General features: G+C 48.1%; 12 protein-coding genes and 1 pseudogene. 1 reads left to right on the forward strand and 12 read right to left on the reverse strand.

The features are described from left to right. Positions 1-39: 39 nt before the first annotated feature. The 10 genes and pseudogenes from ASG24_RS02450 to ASG24_RS02495 form a co-directional block, all read right to left on the reverse strand. The gene (locus tag ASG24_RS02450) at positions 40-894 is read right to left on the reverse strand and encodes a PEP-CTERM sorting domain-containing protein (protein ID WP_055825990.1); all 855 of its coding nucleotides are present in this window, start codon (positions 892-894) and stop codon (positions 40-42) included. A 398-nt stretch (positions 895-1,292) separates the two neighbouring features. Further along, positions 1,293-3,857 carry a TonB-dependent receptor gene (locus ASG24_RS02455; RefSeq protein WP_055867459.1) on the reverse strand — a complete coding sequence of 855 codons (2,565 nt, stop codon included), beginning with the start codon at positions 3,855-3,857 and terminating at the stop codon, positions 1,293-1,295. Positions 3,858-4,089: 232 nt separating this feature from the next. Then, positions 4,090-4,776 carry a Bax inhibitor-1 family protein gene (locus tag ASG24_RS02460; RefSeq protein ID WP_055825994.1) on the reverse strand — a complete coding sequence of 229 codons (687 nt, stop codon included), beginning with the start codon at positions 4,774-4,776 and terminating at the stop codon, positions 4,090-4,092. Positions 4,777-4,901: 125 nt separating this feature from the next. Continuing rightward, positions 4,902-5,801 (reverse strand): lipid A hydroxylase LpxO, encoded by a 900-nt coding sequence (gene lpxO / locus ASG24_RS02465; protein ID WP_055867463.1) that lies wholly within the window; start codon positions 5,799-5,801, stop codon positions 4,902-4,904. 83 nt (positions 5,802-5,884) lie between these two features. Further along, positions 5,885-6,931, reverse strand: coding sequence for a beta-N-acetylhexosaminidase (gene nagZ, locus ASG24_RS02470; RefSeq protein WP_055825997.1), 1,047 nt, complete (start codon positions 6,929-6,931; stop codon positions 5,885-5,887). 48 nt (positions 6,932-6,979) lie between these two features. Beyond that, on the reverse strand, positions 6,980-8,107 hold the full coding sequence (locus ASG24_RS02475; protein WP_055867466.1) for a class I SAM-dependent methyltransferase: 1,128 nt from the start codon (positions 8,105-8,107) through the stop codon (positions 6,980-6,982). Positions 8,108-8,154: 47 nt separating this feature from the next. Further along, positions 8,155-8,847 (reverse strand): queuosine precursor transporter, encoded by a 693-nt coding sequence (locus ASG24_RS02480; protein ID WP_055867468.1) that lies wholly within the window; start codon positions 8,845-8,847, stop codon positions 8,155-8,157. Further along, positions 8,844-9,641, reverse strand: a complete 798-nt coding sequence (locus tag ASG24_RS02485) for an ABC transporter permease (RefSeq protein ID WP_055867470.1) — start codon at positions 9,639-9,641, stop codon at positions 8,844-8,846. The genes ASG24_RS02480 and ASG24_RS02485 overlap by 4 nt, the downstream gene beginning before the upstream one ends. After that, a complete protein-coding gene (gene nikB / locus ASG24_RS02490; RefSeq protein ID WP_055867473.1) occupies positions 9,638-10,549 on the reverse strand; it encodes a nickel ABC transporter permease in 912 nt (303 codons plus the stop codon). Before nikB ends, ASG24_RS02485 begins: the two co-directional genes overlap by 4 nt. Before the next feature lie 97 nt (positions 10,550-10,646). Then, positions 10,647-11,123: pseudogene (locus tag ASG24_RS02495) on the reverse strand (L,D-transpeptidase family protein); the annotation flags it as partial. Positions 11,124-11,247: 124 nt separating this feature from the next. On the opposite strand from ASG24_RS02495, the gene ASG24_RS02500 reads away from it, so the two are divergent. Next, positions 11,248-11,937 carry a VIT family protein gene (locus ASG24_RS02500; protein WP_055867478.1) on the forward strand — a complete coding sequence of 230 codons (690 nt, stop codon included), beginning with the start codon at positions 11,248-11,250 and terminating at the stop codon, positions 11,935-11,937. Here ASG24_RS02500 and ASG24_RS02505 read toward each other — a convergent pair whose 3' ends face one another. Then, positions 11,938-13,392, reverse strand: a complete 1,455-nt coding sequence (locus ASG24_RS02505; protein WP_055867481.1) for an ABC transporter substrate-binding protein — start codon at positions 13,390-13,392, stop codon at positions 11,938-11,940. It lies immediately after the preceding gene. A gap of 29 nt (positions 13,393-13,421) precedes the next feature. After that, a complete protein-coding gene (rlmD, locus tag ASG24_RS02510) occupies positions 13,422-14,780 on the reverse strand; it encodes a 23S rRNA (uracil(1939)-C(5))-methyltransferase RlmD (protein ID WP_055867484.1) in 1,359 nt (452 codons plus the stop codon). Positions 14,781-14,799 lie beyond the last annotated feature (19 nt).

Genomic DNA, 14,799 nt, shown 5'->3' on the forward strand with positions numbered 1-14,799 from the left:
TTTTTTCATGGCATTTATAATTTAAGTATGTCTATGCCATTATTTTGATTGACGACGACGTGCGGCTGCGCCTGCTACGCCAAGGCCGGCCAACATCAAGGCATAAGTTTCTGCCTCTGGTACAGGAGTGGCTATGAAACCAGTCATGAATCCACCGACTACAGACTGACCCTCTTCACCAGCTTGATAGTAACCAATGGCGTTAGCGCCGAGGCCATAATTCACAGCATCGGTTTTTACCAGATACAAGCCAGACCAAGGGTTACCTTCTGAAACACTGATATCAGCCTTTTGACGAACAATACCGTTGGTGTAATCCACAACCGGGTCATAAGTAAAATCATTTGTCTGGCCGGCCTGATACATACGCAAATCAAAGTCGGACAGGAATGTCCAGGCGACTGAAGGATTATCACCTGCGCCCTGGCGATATAGGTAGTTAACTTCCTGATCGTTATCAACCAGGTTCATGTAACGCGTACCAAATACAAGTTTGCCGTCGGCGCTGTCACGGTAGACATAATCAAACACGGTTGCCTGGGCAATACCAGGTAGCAACGTTACGTTTTCAGTCACGCGCCAGTCAACCAGGGTCAATGTACCTGTTGAAATCGTTGGATTACCGGTAGTAGTTGCAAAGGTTCTATAATTCAATGCAGATGCAACCACACCATTGTCTGAACCGTACTCATAACCACTCAGATAAGTCGTTGAGGTCAGATTTTCAATGTAGAAAATGTCCCTGTTCGGATTATTGATACCGTTTTTCAAACCACCATTTGCTAGGGAAAGGTCTCCGCCCACACCTTGTGTTAAGGATACAAAATTCCCTGCATAAGCACTGTTTACGCTTAATGCAAGCATACTGGCTAACAATATTGCCTTTAACTTCATCACTAATCTCCTTTATTTAAAGAATATTTGTTTTCAATCTAATTCCAGTTGTCATGGCTAGATAACAAAACTAATACCTGCTGCATTTTTAAAACAATCTATTGATCTCTAGCAGCTTCGTCTTTAACAGGTGGCAAAACCTGTGCCAGCGGTTTTTCAGTTATCAGAAATTTACACAGGAAGTTCCCGGCGAAAAGATAATTTATAAGTGACTGATAAATAATGACTTTATTTTTATGCAGGAAGACATTAATTTAAATTTTATTAACATACTTAAGGAAATTTTTAAATGCTAATTCAACCCATAATTTATGGTTGCTATAAACCACCGATTGGTTGCCGAAAACAACCAAGAAAAAGCCAGCAATTAATGCTGACTCTTCATATCATCTCTGCTTTTAATCTTTAAAGGCTTTGTTTTTCCAGTTCCAGTCTATCGAAAGCCCTATCCACGCCGCTCTGGGTGCACCAGGTCCAATAAAAGTTGTGTTATTCCATTCAGAAGATGCTTGATTTGTACCTGTCATGAATCGGCCAGCCGCATTAAAAGGGGTTAATGCCAGATTACCGGCTGTTGAATACTCTCTGTCAAAAATATTATCCACTTTCAAAAACATATTGATACCCGGGCTTACCTTGTAATTAGCCCGGAAGTTAAATACCGCATACCCAGGAATAGTGCCATCCCCTATATAGTCATACAACTCTATGCCCTGCTTATCCCTTGGCTGATGCTCGTTATTTTCGTTACCCCTTACGTAAGAAGATGAATGCATTATCATCGATAAAGTAGCATCGAATTTATCGTTAAACCGATGATTCCAGCTTGCCTGCATAATATGGTTTGGCATCCCAGGCAGTTCATCTCCCGGCTTTATATCGACATAAGCTTGGGCATTCACGCCATTGGAGTTCTGGCTATTACTACTATTTGCAGGATTAACAAGTCTCGCAGACGACTCAAAGGTAGCTTTCATTAATGTGTAATTCAGGCTGAACTTGTCATTGCCCCAAGCCCACTTGACACCCATTTCCAACCCCTGTCGCAACGTTTGGCCGAAATTATCAAAAACACCACGGTTTTTCCGTCCAAGCGGGACAAATAAAATGTCATCTGTCAAATCAGTTCTGAATAATCCAATGTTCCAGTCAAGGTTAGTATCTGCACCACGCAAGCCTAATTCATAAGCGGTCGATCTGACTTGTTTCAGATAAGGGTCAGCAGAGAGTGAAGTAGGAATAGAGCATCCTTGCTGATAATTCGTGCTACCGACCGTATTGTCCTTGGTTTTATCGTTAGCACAGCCCAGTTCAATCACTGTAGGTGCTCTCGCCCCTCTGCTGACATTGGTATAAGCCGAAACATTCTCTTTAAACTCCCATGTCACCCCGAGAGATGGATTGAAACTGCGATAATCATAATCTCCGGTGCTGCACGTAAACAATCCTTTGTTCTGGGCCGGTTCTCCAGGAACAGCGCATCTTAATCTCTGAAGATCAGCAGGAACATAGTTGTAAGGATCTTTACCGACCTCGGATTCCAGATAGTTTTTAACATTCGTCCAGTTCCAGCGCACACCAAGACTGACATGCAAATTATCGGCGGGCGACCAGGTATCAAAAAGAAAAATACTCTTCGTACGGCTCGAACCGGTCAGATTATTCCTTAGGATTTTTCGATATACAGCAAAATCAAACACCGGGTCAAACGCAGGATTATTCACTGGATTCACTTCGTGATCTTGATTGATCTCACCTAGCAATTGCGATTGAAGAAATCGTATGTCATTCGAATCCCTTGAAGCCCCAAATACCATTTGGTGTTTTTCAAGATCCAGCGCCGCTTGCAGGGTGTAACCCTGGCTTTTTTGATTAAGATCCATATAATTAAATATGCCATTGACCCTATCCGCTCCCGGATAGTTAATGGGATCCCAGACCTGTTGGGCGGCATAGTATGCATCATATACATCAGCGCCAACAGCCGACTGGATCATCCGTCTCTTATAACCCATGGCTGAAAGCGTCAGTACATCATTGACATACCAACTGCCGCTCAAGTTATAGTGTCCAAGTGAATTTTTAACCTCATCTGGAGAGGTAAAGACCTGCTTTCTATCCTGCTCAGCCATTTCGTAGGGAAGCATGCCGTTACCGACCAGATCCGTATCAATATTTATCGCAGAAAAGCTAAGCTCTCCTTTTTCCAGACGCACCGTCCCTTTATTGAACAATTGGCGCAAGTTACTGGGTGAGTTATCTCTCCAGCCATCTTCTTTGAAATGGTTATAGGCGGTGAACAAAGCCACGGTTCCATTATTAATGCCATTAGAAAACTGTGCCTGCTCCCTGCCCCAAGAACCGGTCAGATACTGTGTTCTAAGGTAATTATCCGAGAAACCATCTTTGGTTCGAATTGCAAGTGCGCCACCCAGGGTATTTAACCCAAACAGCGGATTCGAGCCAGGAATCATGCTCAGGCTTTCTATTGCATTCATGGGAATTAAATCCCAATTCATTACATCTCCGAATGCTTCGTTTACACGAACGCCATCCAGGTATACGGAGATACCTTGAGGGGTACCAATTTGAGGCGATGCTGTAAATCCCCGGAAGTTTAAATCCTGCTGGAAAGGGTTACCTGTGTAATCATTGATTGTCACTGATTGCATGGTGCTATTCATGAAATCCGTGACATTCAGTGCTTTTGTTTCTTCTATTTCTTTCGAAGTAGCGCTCTGGATATTAGTAGTTGCGGTAGCCTTATCAATCGGTACCCCAGGTAACGGCGTGATGATGCGTCTACGCTTGGCCTTGATTTCAATTTCATCTAGCTGGATAGTTGCATTTGGTTCTGCTGCTTTGGATTTATTGTTTACAGGCTCGGCATCCGGTTCCGCTCCGATCAAGACACCAGAATAAGTTGCCAGAAGCAACATGAACTTCAATTTATTATTTAACACACTGTCTCCCCCAGTTGGCTAAGGCAGTGCAAAAATCAATCCATCAGAATACAAATTTTTTATTATTTAAAATCATATAGTTACGTGTTAATTTATCTTTACAGCCACTTTATTCTGGTTACAGTAAACCAGCATGGTTCTTAACAACCACTACCAGCCATAAAGAAGATAAAACCAGGCAATAAAAAACCCGCCGTAGCGGGTTTCTTTTTTTATTGCTAGTGATTAGTGCTTAATCACGGTTACCTAGCAAAGCCAGCAAGATGTTTAACAAGTTAACAAACAGGTTATAAACATCAAGGTACAGATTCAATGTCGCCATTACATAGTTAGTCTGGCCACCACGTACAATCTGGTTTACGTCATACAAAATGTAAGCTGAGAAAATAAGTACTGATACACCAGAGATAGCCAATGACAATGCTGGAATCTGGAAGTATAAGTTTGCTAAACCGGCAACAATCACCAGAACCAAGCCAACCATCAGGAATTTACCAATGCCACTGAAGTCACGTGCCGGGGATGAGCCGATACCAGCCAGTGTTAAAAAGGTAATCCCTGTACCCGCTGCAGCCAAACCTACAATCTCGGCACCATTACGTAAATGCAATGCATACTGGAGAATTGGGCCCAGCATAATGCCGAATGCGAATGTCATTGCCAACAGCAGCCACACACCAATACTGCTATTCTGGTTAACAGCAATCAGTTTGAACATACCAAACATCACAGCCAGGAAGCCGATTGCGAATATGAACGGATGCGCCGCCAAAAATCCAAAATTCATTTGCAGGCCTACATAGGCGCCAATGACGGTTGGGATCATACTCAAGCCGAGTAGTGCATATGTGTTGCGCAACACGCGGTTCTGCGTATCGGATACATTACCCTCACGACCTAAAACTTGCATATCAGACATAATGTTTTCTTCCTCTCAAATAAAACGTTATTGCTTTTAACTTCAAACTCTTTAACTTTCAAGAACTAAGATAAGGGCAAATGGACAAAGTTTCAAGTTTAATCATCACTTTTAGACTATTTATCCTAAATTTTCCAGATGGCATAAATCACTAGTGCGATTAGCAGGATTCGGGTGATTTGATAAACTGTCCGGTTCCAGCGTTTGAAGCGGCGACGATATTGTCCAACTACCCAGGCGTAGTGAAACAGGCGGTTAATCACGCCGGTCTGGTCACCATCTTCATTGGGTGAACTGGCCGCCGTCACGATGGTATTAGCTAAAAAACGATTCACAGCCTGTGCCCAGCGATAACGCATTGGACGCTCGATATCGCAAAACAGGATGATGCGGTTTTCATCGGTTTTGTTATACGCTTCGTGGATGTAAGTTTCATCAAACATCACCGCTTGCCCATCGCGCCAACTGTAATTTTCGCCATCAACCTTGATATAGCACAAGTCATTATTCGGCGTTGCCAGTCCCAGGTGATAGCGCAATGATCCTGCATACGGGTCGCGGTGCGGATTCAAATGCGCACCTGGTGGCAGTTCGGCAAACATGGCGGCTTTTACACTGGGGATACTTTGCAGCAAAGCCACTGTTTGCGGGCAATAAATGCTGGCGGAAGGATGCTCCGCGTCATACCACTTCAGGTAAAAACGTTTCCAGCCGGTTTTGAAAAATGAATTGAAACCGGCATCGTTATTGTTTTTAGCGGCGGCAATACGTTCCTGGTCGCGCACATGCAGGGCTTCCTTGAGGATGTCCTGCCAGCGGTCGCTGATCACTTTCAGTTCTGGAAACTCGCTGACTTGCACGTAAGGTGTCGTCGGTGCTTTTGAAAATAGGTATAAAAACACATTAAAGGGCGCCACAATGCCTGAGTGATCAAACAGTTGCCTGTAAAACTTATGCCGCACCTTGCCGCGAAAGTGCACGTAGCTGACAGAGGCTAAAAATATCCCTAAAACAATCCATTTCATAGCAATTACCGATGATTGAGCTTGAAAAATTACTTTTTAATTAAGTGCTTAGCTTACTTTATCCTGGCGTGATTAGAAAGGCTTCACGCAAACAAATCTGCTTCCTTTAAGCCCACCAGCGCAACCCGTTTTACGGCATCTACATAATCAGCCGATTCACGTAGCGCAATCATATCTGCCGGGTGATGCGCGCCGTGCATACGCGCCAAGCGCGCAATCGTTTGTGCAGAAATGCTCCATTCGAGGTTTTCCAGTAACTCATCCGCCAGATCTGGGCGGTTGCACAACAACACCATATCGCAACCGGCATTCAGCGCCGCCAGTGTGCGTGCTGTCACATCGCCCGCTACGGTGGCGCCTTCCATACTCAAATCATCACTGAAAATCACGCCGTTAAACCCCAGGCGCTCACGCAATACTTTTTGTAACCAGCGCGGCGAGAAACCGGCAGGTTTTTCATCCACTTTAGGATAAATCACGTGTGCTGGCATAATCGCATGCAAACCCTCATCAATCATCTGGCGGAAAGGTTGCATGTCGTTTTGCGCAATCTGGTCAAACTCACGATCATCCACCGGAATACTGACATGTGAATCAGCGACCACAAAGCCGTGCCCGGGAAAGTGTTTGCCAACTGCCGCCATACCGCCCTTTTTAAGTCCCTGCATCAAATGAAAGGCTAATTCATTAATGGCCTGCGGATCGCGGTGAAACGCACGGTCGCCGATCACAAGGCTATCGCCATAATCCATATCCAGCACCGGGGTAAAACTGAAATCCACACCATGTGCACGCAACTCAGCAGCCAGGATATATCCGGCCTCTACTGCCAGCTCTTTCGCTTTACGCGGATTTTTGTCCCAGATATGGCCAAACTCACGCATGGGTGGAATTTTTGTGAAGCCTTCGCGGAAACGCTGCACGCGCCCGCCTTCATGATCGACCGCAATCAATAATGGCGGCTGTCGCACGGCATGAATGCTGGCGGTCAGTGCTTTTAACTGCTCACCATTCTCAAAATTACGCGCGAACAGAATCACGCCACCCACCAGCGGGTGTTGCAAACGGCGGATGTCATCAGCAGTGAGTTCTTTGCCAACAACATCCAGCATGACGGGACCTAAAGACATAAAGTTTCCTGATGTTTTCTATGAATGATTTAACCTGTTTGGCCCAGGCTAGCTCAATTTTAAACGATAAAGGCTGGTTACTTCTTTTGATCTTGCAGCAAAAAGCGGGTCCTGCTTATCCTGTGATTTACCATGTTTAGGCTGCGTGTCTAAACGCTCAATCACTTGCAAGCCAGCTTCAGCGATCCAGCCGGTTAAATCATCTGGTTTGCGCAAGCCAATCAGCTCCGCCAGATTTGACATGACCAGCCAGGCCTCACCATCCGGGTTTAAATGCGCTTTAACACCACTTAAAAAACCCTTCAGCATCTGGCTATCGCGGTCATATACCGCCTGCTCGATCGGCGTGTTGGCCTTAGCTGGCAGCCACGGCGGATTACACACTATTAAATCGGCTTTGCCTTCCGGAAACAGGTCTGCTTCAACAATCTGAATATTGGTATGCATATTCAGTTGCTGTAGGTTGTCTGCAGCGCAGATTAAAGCACGTGGACTGGTATCCGTAGCAATGACATTTTTTACGCCACGTGTCACCAACACGGCGGCGATGACACCGGTACCGGTGCCTATATCCCATGCAACCTGAGGATTATTGAGTGGCGCCTGGTCAATCAGTTCCAGATACTCACCACGTACGGGCGAATACACCCCGTAATGGGCGTGGATATTGGCATTCAGCGCGTTGATGGGGACGCCCTTTTTACGCCATTCATACGCGCCGACCATACCTAACAGCTCACGCAACGAAAGTACCAGGCGTGCGGGTAATTTGTCTTTTTTCTCATCAACAATCAATGCGCCCTGGACTGCCGCTTTCACATCCGGTGCACGCGGTAAATCACATTGCCCGTATTTAAGCTCAATCAACACTTTATTCGTGATGTTGGCACGGCCGATCTGGCGTGCACGGTGCTGGTGAAAACTCTCCAGCATCGTAGCGGCGGGTTTGACCGGTTTGCGATCTACACGTCGCGTAATCGCCTGCAATAATTGTTTGGCATTTTGAAAATCGCCACGGTAAAGTAAAGCGGTGCCTTCGCACGCCAGACGATAGGCCTCGTCTGCTTTGGTCGTGTCATCTGCGATGACTACGGCTTTTGGCGGCAGATTGCCTGCTTCTGACTGCCAGTCAGCGGCTTGTGTTTTGTTTTTTTCGTACCAGTTAATTTGGTTCAATGGGGTTCCGATAGGTATATGGATAAAAATAGGACGGATGGCACACGTTAAAGTTTGAACGGGCTAAAGTCCGTATGCGTGTCGTAGTAATCTTCATTTTCTGCACGCTTCAGAAACGCAACGATTTTATAAGTAACTGGCGTAAAAGCAATTTCAACCAGCACTTTGGCGACAAATTGCGCCAACACGATTTGCGGCATCATAGCATCCGGAAACTCTCCAGAACCATAAAATGCCAGAGGAAAAAACAATATCGTATCTACCGCTTCACCAAATAGTGTCGAGCCTATGGTACGACTCCATAACCAGCGCCCCTTGGTGAGGATTTTCATTTTGGCCATGACAAATGAGTTCACAAACTCTCCTGCCACAAATGACACTAATGAGGCGATGGCAATACGTGCTGTCGAACCAAATACCGATTGATAGGCAGCCTGATCGTGCCATTCAGGCGCCGGTGGAAGTGCTACTATGACCCATGCCATCAGGCTGGCAAAAGCCAGGCAAATAAACCCGGTCCAAATCACCCGCCGGGAGGCGGCATAGCCATACACTTCAGTGAGGATATCTCCAAAAATAAAGCTGATCGGAAAAAACATAATGCCCGCACCAAACGTCAGCGCACCCATCAACGGCATATGAATCTCGGTGATCTTACCTGGGCCAATAATATTGGAGCAGACCAGCACGACGGCAAAAGCCGCCATGATTAGGTCGTAATAACGATATTGCTTTCTCATGATCTGGATTCGCTTCGAACATCCAGTTTGTCACGCAGCACATCGCCACCCAGGTTAATTGCGAGAATCAGGCTCATCATGCATACACCTACTGTCAACACATAATGCGGGGCTACCAGCATAAACCTGACTGCATCCCGCAGCATAGCACCCCACGAAGCATTCGGTGCTTGTATACCTAGCCCCAGAAAAGACAGTGACGCTTCTGCGATCATGACGCTGGCCATGCTGTAAGCGGCTTCAACCAATAAAATAGAAATCAGCAGCGGCAATATATGCAACAGCATCACCCGTAATGAACTGGCACCAAGTGACTCTGCCGCCAATACATGCAATCGTTCCCGCAATGCCAGCGTTTGCCCACGGGATAATCGCGCATAAGTCACCCAGCCTGTTAGGCATAAGGCGAGGATCAAATTATTAATACCCGCGCCTAATACCGCAGCAAATGCAATCGCCAGTAAGATACCGGGGAATGCCAGGAAAATATTGGTAAGCTGCATCAAGGCATGATCAAGTTTTCCGCCCTTGTAACCGGCGAGCAAACCAATACAGATGCCTATGGTCATGGTCACTGCGGTGACTATCACGGTGACCATAAAAGAAACTTCTACGCCGCGGATCACGCGCGCAAGGATATCGCGACCGAGGTCATCTGTACCTAACCAGTGTTGCAGGCTGGGCCATTGCAGAATCGCTTCAAGATCGGTGTGATTGGGGTTTGTGCCAACGATATGAGCCATGATGACTGCAAACAGCCAGAAAGCCAGCGTAGACAATGAAAAAGTTTTCATCGTGCGCCTCTGGTGCGAGGATCAAGCCAGCGATAAGCGAGGTCTGTTGCCTGGTTGATCAGCACATAGCTCAATGCAATCACCAGCACACATGCCTGTGTCACCGGGTAATCGCGCTTCTCTATACTATCCACCAGCAGGCGACCTATGCCGTTCCAGCTGAAAATGGTTTCGGTAATCACAGCACCCGCCAACAGACTACCCATTTGCAAACCGACGATGGTTACCAGGGGCAGCAAAGCTGCACGCAATGCATGTTTTAATAACACCTGCCGTTCGTTCAGGCCTTTGGCACGTGCAGTTCGGATATAGTCTTCGTTCAACACTTCCAGCAGGCTGGTGCGTGTCATGCGTGTCAGAATGGCACTCAGGCCTAAGCCTAGGGTCACCGCTGGCAAGATAATGGAGGCAGGACTACCCATGCCGCTGACCGGCAACCAGCCTAACCATACCGCAAATATCAGCATCAACACCGGCCCCAGCCAGAATGCGGGCATGGCGGCGAGACGGATACTCACCATGGTCACCATGACGTCCTGCCAATATCCGGCTTTCAGGGCTGACCATATCCCCAGCGGAATACCTATCAATAAGCCTATGCTCAATGCAGTGAATGCGAGTATCAGTGTTGCAGGATAAGCCTGTGCCAGCAATTGCGTGATGGGTGTTTGGGTATGAATAGAGACGCCAAAATCCCCTTTAAAGATGTTCGAAACATATTGCCCAAACTGCAGATACAAAGGCTGATCCAGGCCAAGCTGGACTTTAAGCAACTCGCGATCTGCCGGGCTGGCGGATTCGCCCAGCATGACATCGACAGGGTCGCCGGGTACCATATGTAACAAGGCGAAGGTCAGACAGAGTACGCCAATGATCACTGGCAATAATGAGGTGAGGCGTTTAATCATTCACTCCATGGGGAATAGATTGACCTTCTACACCCCGAGCTTCTGTCTGTTGATCATTTTGCAATAGATTAGGCCGCTTTTGATCTTGTGGCGGTTGATCTTGAATATTTACGGTAGTACCGACCGGCACCTGGTCAAATAACGCAATTAAATCAGCATTGCGCATGCGTACACAGCCATGCGAGCCAGGCGCACCAAACGCAGTCGCCTCCGGCGAGCCGTGTATGTAAATATAACGCTGCATGGTATCGACATTTCCCAGGCGATTTTTGCCAGGCTCTGTGCCACTTAACCAAAGAATGCGGGTTAATATCCAGTCACGCTCAGGGAATTGCTCCTTTAATTCAGGCGTAAATATTTCTCCAGTCGGCCGGCGACCTCTGAATACCGTATTCTCAGGCACATCAGCACCAATTTTGGCACGGATAATATGGCTGCCCAATGGCGTACAACCGCTATCTTTGACACACCCAACGCCATTAGCGGCAGTGGAAACTGCATAACGGCTAAGCTGCTTGCCGCTGTCGTCAAACAGCGTCAAAGTCTGTGCAGGGATGGATATTTCAATGTGCATATACATTATTCTAAGCGATTTGCCGGGGATTTGCCTTGAGAATGGCCGCTGATTTAATGGCAGCTCTATTTCACGCGGTAAATTACATTACAATCTTTGCCATTACGTTTAATGAGTTTTGCTTATGCCGCATCACGAAATGCATTTTTTACAGCGCAGCGGCTGGTTAAGGGCTTCAGTGCTGGGCGCTAACGATGGCATTATTTCCACCGCCAGCCTGTTGATGGGTGTCGCGGCGGCAGGTGCTGGCAATCATGCATTGTTGATTACCGGTATTGCAGGAATGGTCGCTGGCGCACTTTCGATGGCGACTGGTGAGTATGTATCCGTCAGTTCGCAAACGGATATCGAGCAAGCCGACCTTGCCCGTGAAGCCAGGGAATTGCGGGACGACCCGGATAGTGAACTGCGCGAGCTGACCGGCATTTACGTCCAGCGCGGATTACCCCAGGAGCTTGCGATTCAAGTCGCACAGGCACTTTCGCATCATGATTCACTGGCCGCGCATGCACGCGATGAACTGGGGTTGAATGACTTTAACCAGGCCAACCCTTTGCAGGCAGCAATGGCTTCAGCGCTGGCATTCACCAGCGGTGCCGCCCTGCCCTTGCTCATCGCCTGGCTGGCGCCTTATGCGCAAGTGCAGCTATGGTTAATCTGCAGTACCTTGCCGTTTTTAGGATTACTGGGTGCAGTAGCTGCGAAGGCCGGTGGTGCCAGCGTGTGGAAAGGAATGAGCCGTGTTGTGATTTGGGGTGCACTGGCTATGGCCGCAACTGCCCTGATTGGCCATTGGTTCGGGGTAAACCCTTAACTATTCGTGGGATGGCTGGAACACAACTTTGGCCAGCCCGTCCCAATTACCGTCTGGCATCGGCTGGTAGGCTTCGACACTGCTGCGGTAAGCTGCGAACTGGCCTTCATACCAGAGCGGTATATACGGTAACTGTTCATGAATGCGGCGGGTGACTGCTGGCCAATCTTCATTTTTCAGCAAGGTATCCAGTTCAGCATCCCGGTAACCGCCACGGTTAAAGCCTTGGGGTGGCGCACTGCCTGAACCAAACACTTTGCTATAGATTTCCGGGGTTTTAATACCCACCCAGGTCAGCCCTGATAGCTGAAAATTACCTTTTTGCACATCGGCAAAGAAAGTGCCCCAATCCAGGCTTTTAATCTGTAAATCAATGCCTGCTGCCTGCATTTGTGCCTGCAAAATCGTGGCCAATCGCACGCGTTGCGGGTCGGTGCTGGTTTTGTATACCAGCGTTAGCGGTAGTTTGATGCCTGCTGATTGCAATAGCTGCCTGGCCAGTTCCGGCTGATAGCTGTAAGGCTGTAATGCAGAATTACCAGCATAATGTTCTGGCGGCAGGATGGCATTCGCCTGCCGGCTGTGGCTGACCATGACCTTATCAATAATTGCCTGGGTATCAATGGCATAGGCAATGGCACGCCTGACCCTGACATCGCGCAGGAATTCAGCCTGCACATTCAAGCCGAGATACGAATAGTTGGCGCCAGCCACGGTTTGCACTGTGATAGCCGGCTGTTTTTGCAGGTATTTCACCAGTTCAGGCGGCAAATCTCCCTGAATGAGATCCGCTTCACCTCGCTTGAGTTTTAGCACACGAACATTTGGGTCCTTGACTTCATTGAAGCTGACTTTGAGACCGTCACTGAGCCTGACGAGCTCCAGCTCGCTATCCCAGCAATTAAGTTTGAATGGTCCACTGCCAACAGGTGCATGACCAAAATCATGCCCCGCTCTAATCAGTTCAGCGGGTAAGATACCGATAATCAGCCTGGCCGGGAAATGGGGATCCGGGCGGCTGAGCTCAAAATCTATGGTGTGTGAATCCGGCGTGCTGATCTGTTTGATATGCTTGAATTCAGCAGTATGTGGCGAGTTTTTGAGTTGCAACAAACTTTCATAAGTAGCTTTCACGTCGGCAGCGGTCAATGGTTTGCCATCATGAAAGACTGCCAATGGCCGCTGAAGCTGAAAGCGGTAATGCAATGCATCCTGCATTTGCCATGAAGCTAACCCTGGCACCTCATGCGAAGCCGAATCAAACTCAACCAGCCGCTGATAAAGCAGATGATTAACCCGCTCCGAAGCGGCATCTGTGGCATACCTTGGATCCAGGTTAACTGGCGCTTGTGCGATTGCAAACACCAGCGCGCGCGGCTCAGTGTCTGACTGGCAGCCTGACAACACCAGCGCAATCGCTAATAAGCTATAGCCTGCAACTCTTCTCAACAACATGTCAAATGCCTTCAAGCAACTTCGCTAAATCAAATGCGTTCAAACACAGCGATTGATTCCACATGTGCGGTGTGCGGGAACATATTCATGACACCTGCGGCTTTCAACTGATAGCCTTTAGACTGGGTCAAAATCGCTACATCACGTGCCAGCGTAGAAGGATTACAGGATACATAGACGATTAACTGAGGCGCGCCTTGGCCATCATCCGGCAATGACTTGATCAGCTCCATCGCGCCATCACGTGGCGGATCAATCAGCCATTTATCAAAATAACCCAGGCCTTGCAGCAGTTCCGGCGTCATATCAAACAGGTCAGACTCGGCAAACTCGACATTACTGATGCCATTTAAATGGGCATTTTCAATCGCGCGTTTAACCAATGCCTGTGCGCCTTCTACACCGTAGACTTGGGCACCACTGCGGGCGATTGGCAACGTGAAGTTTCCCAGGCCACAGAAAAAGTCGGCAATGCGCTCACCCGCTTTGGGTTGCAACAATTGCATGGCGCGACGGATCATCACCCGGTTGATACCCGGGTTTACCTGGGTAAATTCTATCGGGCTGAACGGGTATTCCAGGTTGTATTCAGGCAGGCTGTAATGCAGGCGGTCACTGTGGCCGAATAAGGGCTTGGCGGTGTCCGGGCCTTTGGTCTGCGTCCAGAATTGCACGCCATGCCGTTCCTCAAACGCTTGCAACAAAGGCAAGTCACGTTCTTCGAGCGCTTCCAGGATACGCAGAAGCAATACAGTGGCATCTTCGCCGACTGCCAGTTCAATCTGCGGCAGTGACTGCCTGACGCTTAACTGCCCTATCAATTCCTTTAGTGGCACAATCAGGTCAGAAATGGCTTTAGGCAGCACCTGGCAGCTATCCATAAACGTGACATAGCTGGTACCTTTTTCATTGAAGCCTACCAGTACGCCGCCTTTTTTCTCTACATACTTCACCCGCAGACGCGCTTTGTGACGGTATTGCCAGGGCGTACCCTGGATTGGTGGCAGTATTTTTTCAGGCTTGATACGGCCAATGTGCCATAAATCTGCTTCCAGCAACCTTTGCTTGGCAGCCACTTGTGCAGAAAACTCCAGATGCTGCATGGCACAGCCGCCGCACGTGCCGAAATAGACACAGCCTGGGGTAACGCGCTGGCTGGAAGGTTTAAGCACTTCCAGCGTGGCGGCAATTTCATAGGTAGCTTTTGAATAATGCGACGCAAAGCGCACTTTTTCAAACGGCAATGCGCCTTCGATAAAAACGACTTTGCCATCGACATGCGCGACCCCTCGACCTTCCTGGTCCAGGGATTCGATGACGGCGATGCGGGATGTTTGTTTCGCCATGGACGCTGGCGACAGGCGGGTTCTTTGACGGTTGCTTCTCATAGCTGTTATTTTACCTGAT

This window comes from Methylophilus sp. Leaf414, from assembly GCF_001425425.1.
Classification (GTDB): Bacteria; Pseudomonadota; Gammaproteobacteria; order Burkholderiales; family Methylophilaceae; genus Methylophilus.

Bases quoted from the DNA above. Each gene is read 5' to 3' on its own strand.
- ASG24_RS02450 (WP_055825990.1), bottom strand. From the start codon at position 894: ATGAAGTTAAAGGCAATATTGTTAGCCAGTATGCTTGCATTAAGCGTA.
- ASG24_RS02460 (WP_055825994.1), bottom strand. From the start codon at position 4,776: ATGTCTGATATGCAAGTTTTAGGTCGTGAGGGTAATGTATCCGATACG.
- lpxO (WP_055867463.1), bottom strand. From the start codon at position 5,801: ATGAAATGGATTGTTTTAGGGATATTTTTAGCCTCTGTCAGCTACGTG.
- nagZ (WP_055825997.1), bottom strand. From the start codon at position 6,931: ATGTCTTTAGGTCCCGTCATGCTGGATGTTGTTGGCAAAGAACTCACT.
- ASG24_RS02480 (WP_055867468.1), bottom strand. From the start codon at position 8,847: ATGAGAAAGCAATATCGTTATTACGACCTAATCATGGCGGCTTTTGCC.
- ASG24_RS02485 (WP_055867470.1), bottom strand. From the start codon at position 9,641: ATGAAAACTTTTTCATTGTCTACGCTGGCTTTCTGGCTGTTTGCAGTC.
- nikB (WP_055867473.1), bottom strand. From the start codon at position 10,549: ATGATTAAACGCCTCACCTCATTATTGCCAGTGATCATTGGCGTACTC.
- ASG24_RS02500 (WP_055867478.1), top strand. From the start codon at position 11,248: ATGCCGCATCACGAAATGCATTTTTTACAGCGCAGCGGCTGGTTAAGG.
- ASG24_RS02505 (WP_055867481.1), bottom strand. From the start codon at position 13,392: ATGTTGTTGAGAAGAGTTGCAGGCTATAGCTTATTAGCGATTGCGCTG.
- rlmD (WP_055867484.1), bottom strand. From the start codon at position 14,780: ATGAGAAGCAACCGTCAAAGAACCCGCCTGTCGCCAGCGTCCATGGCG.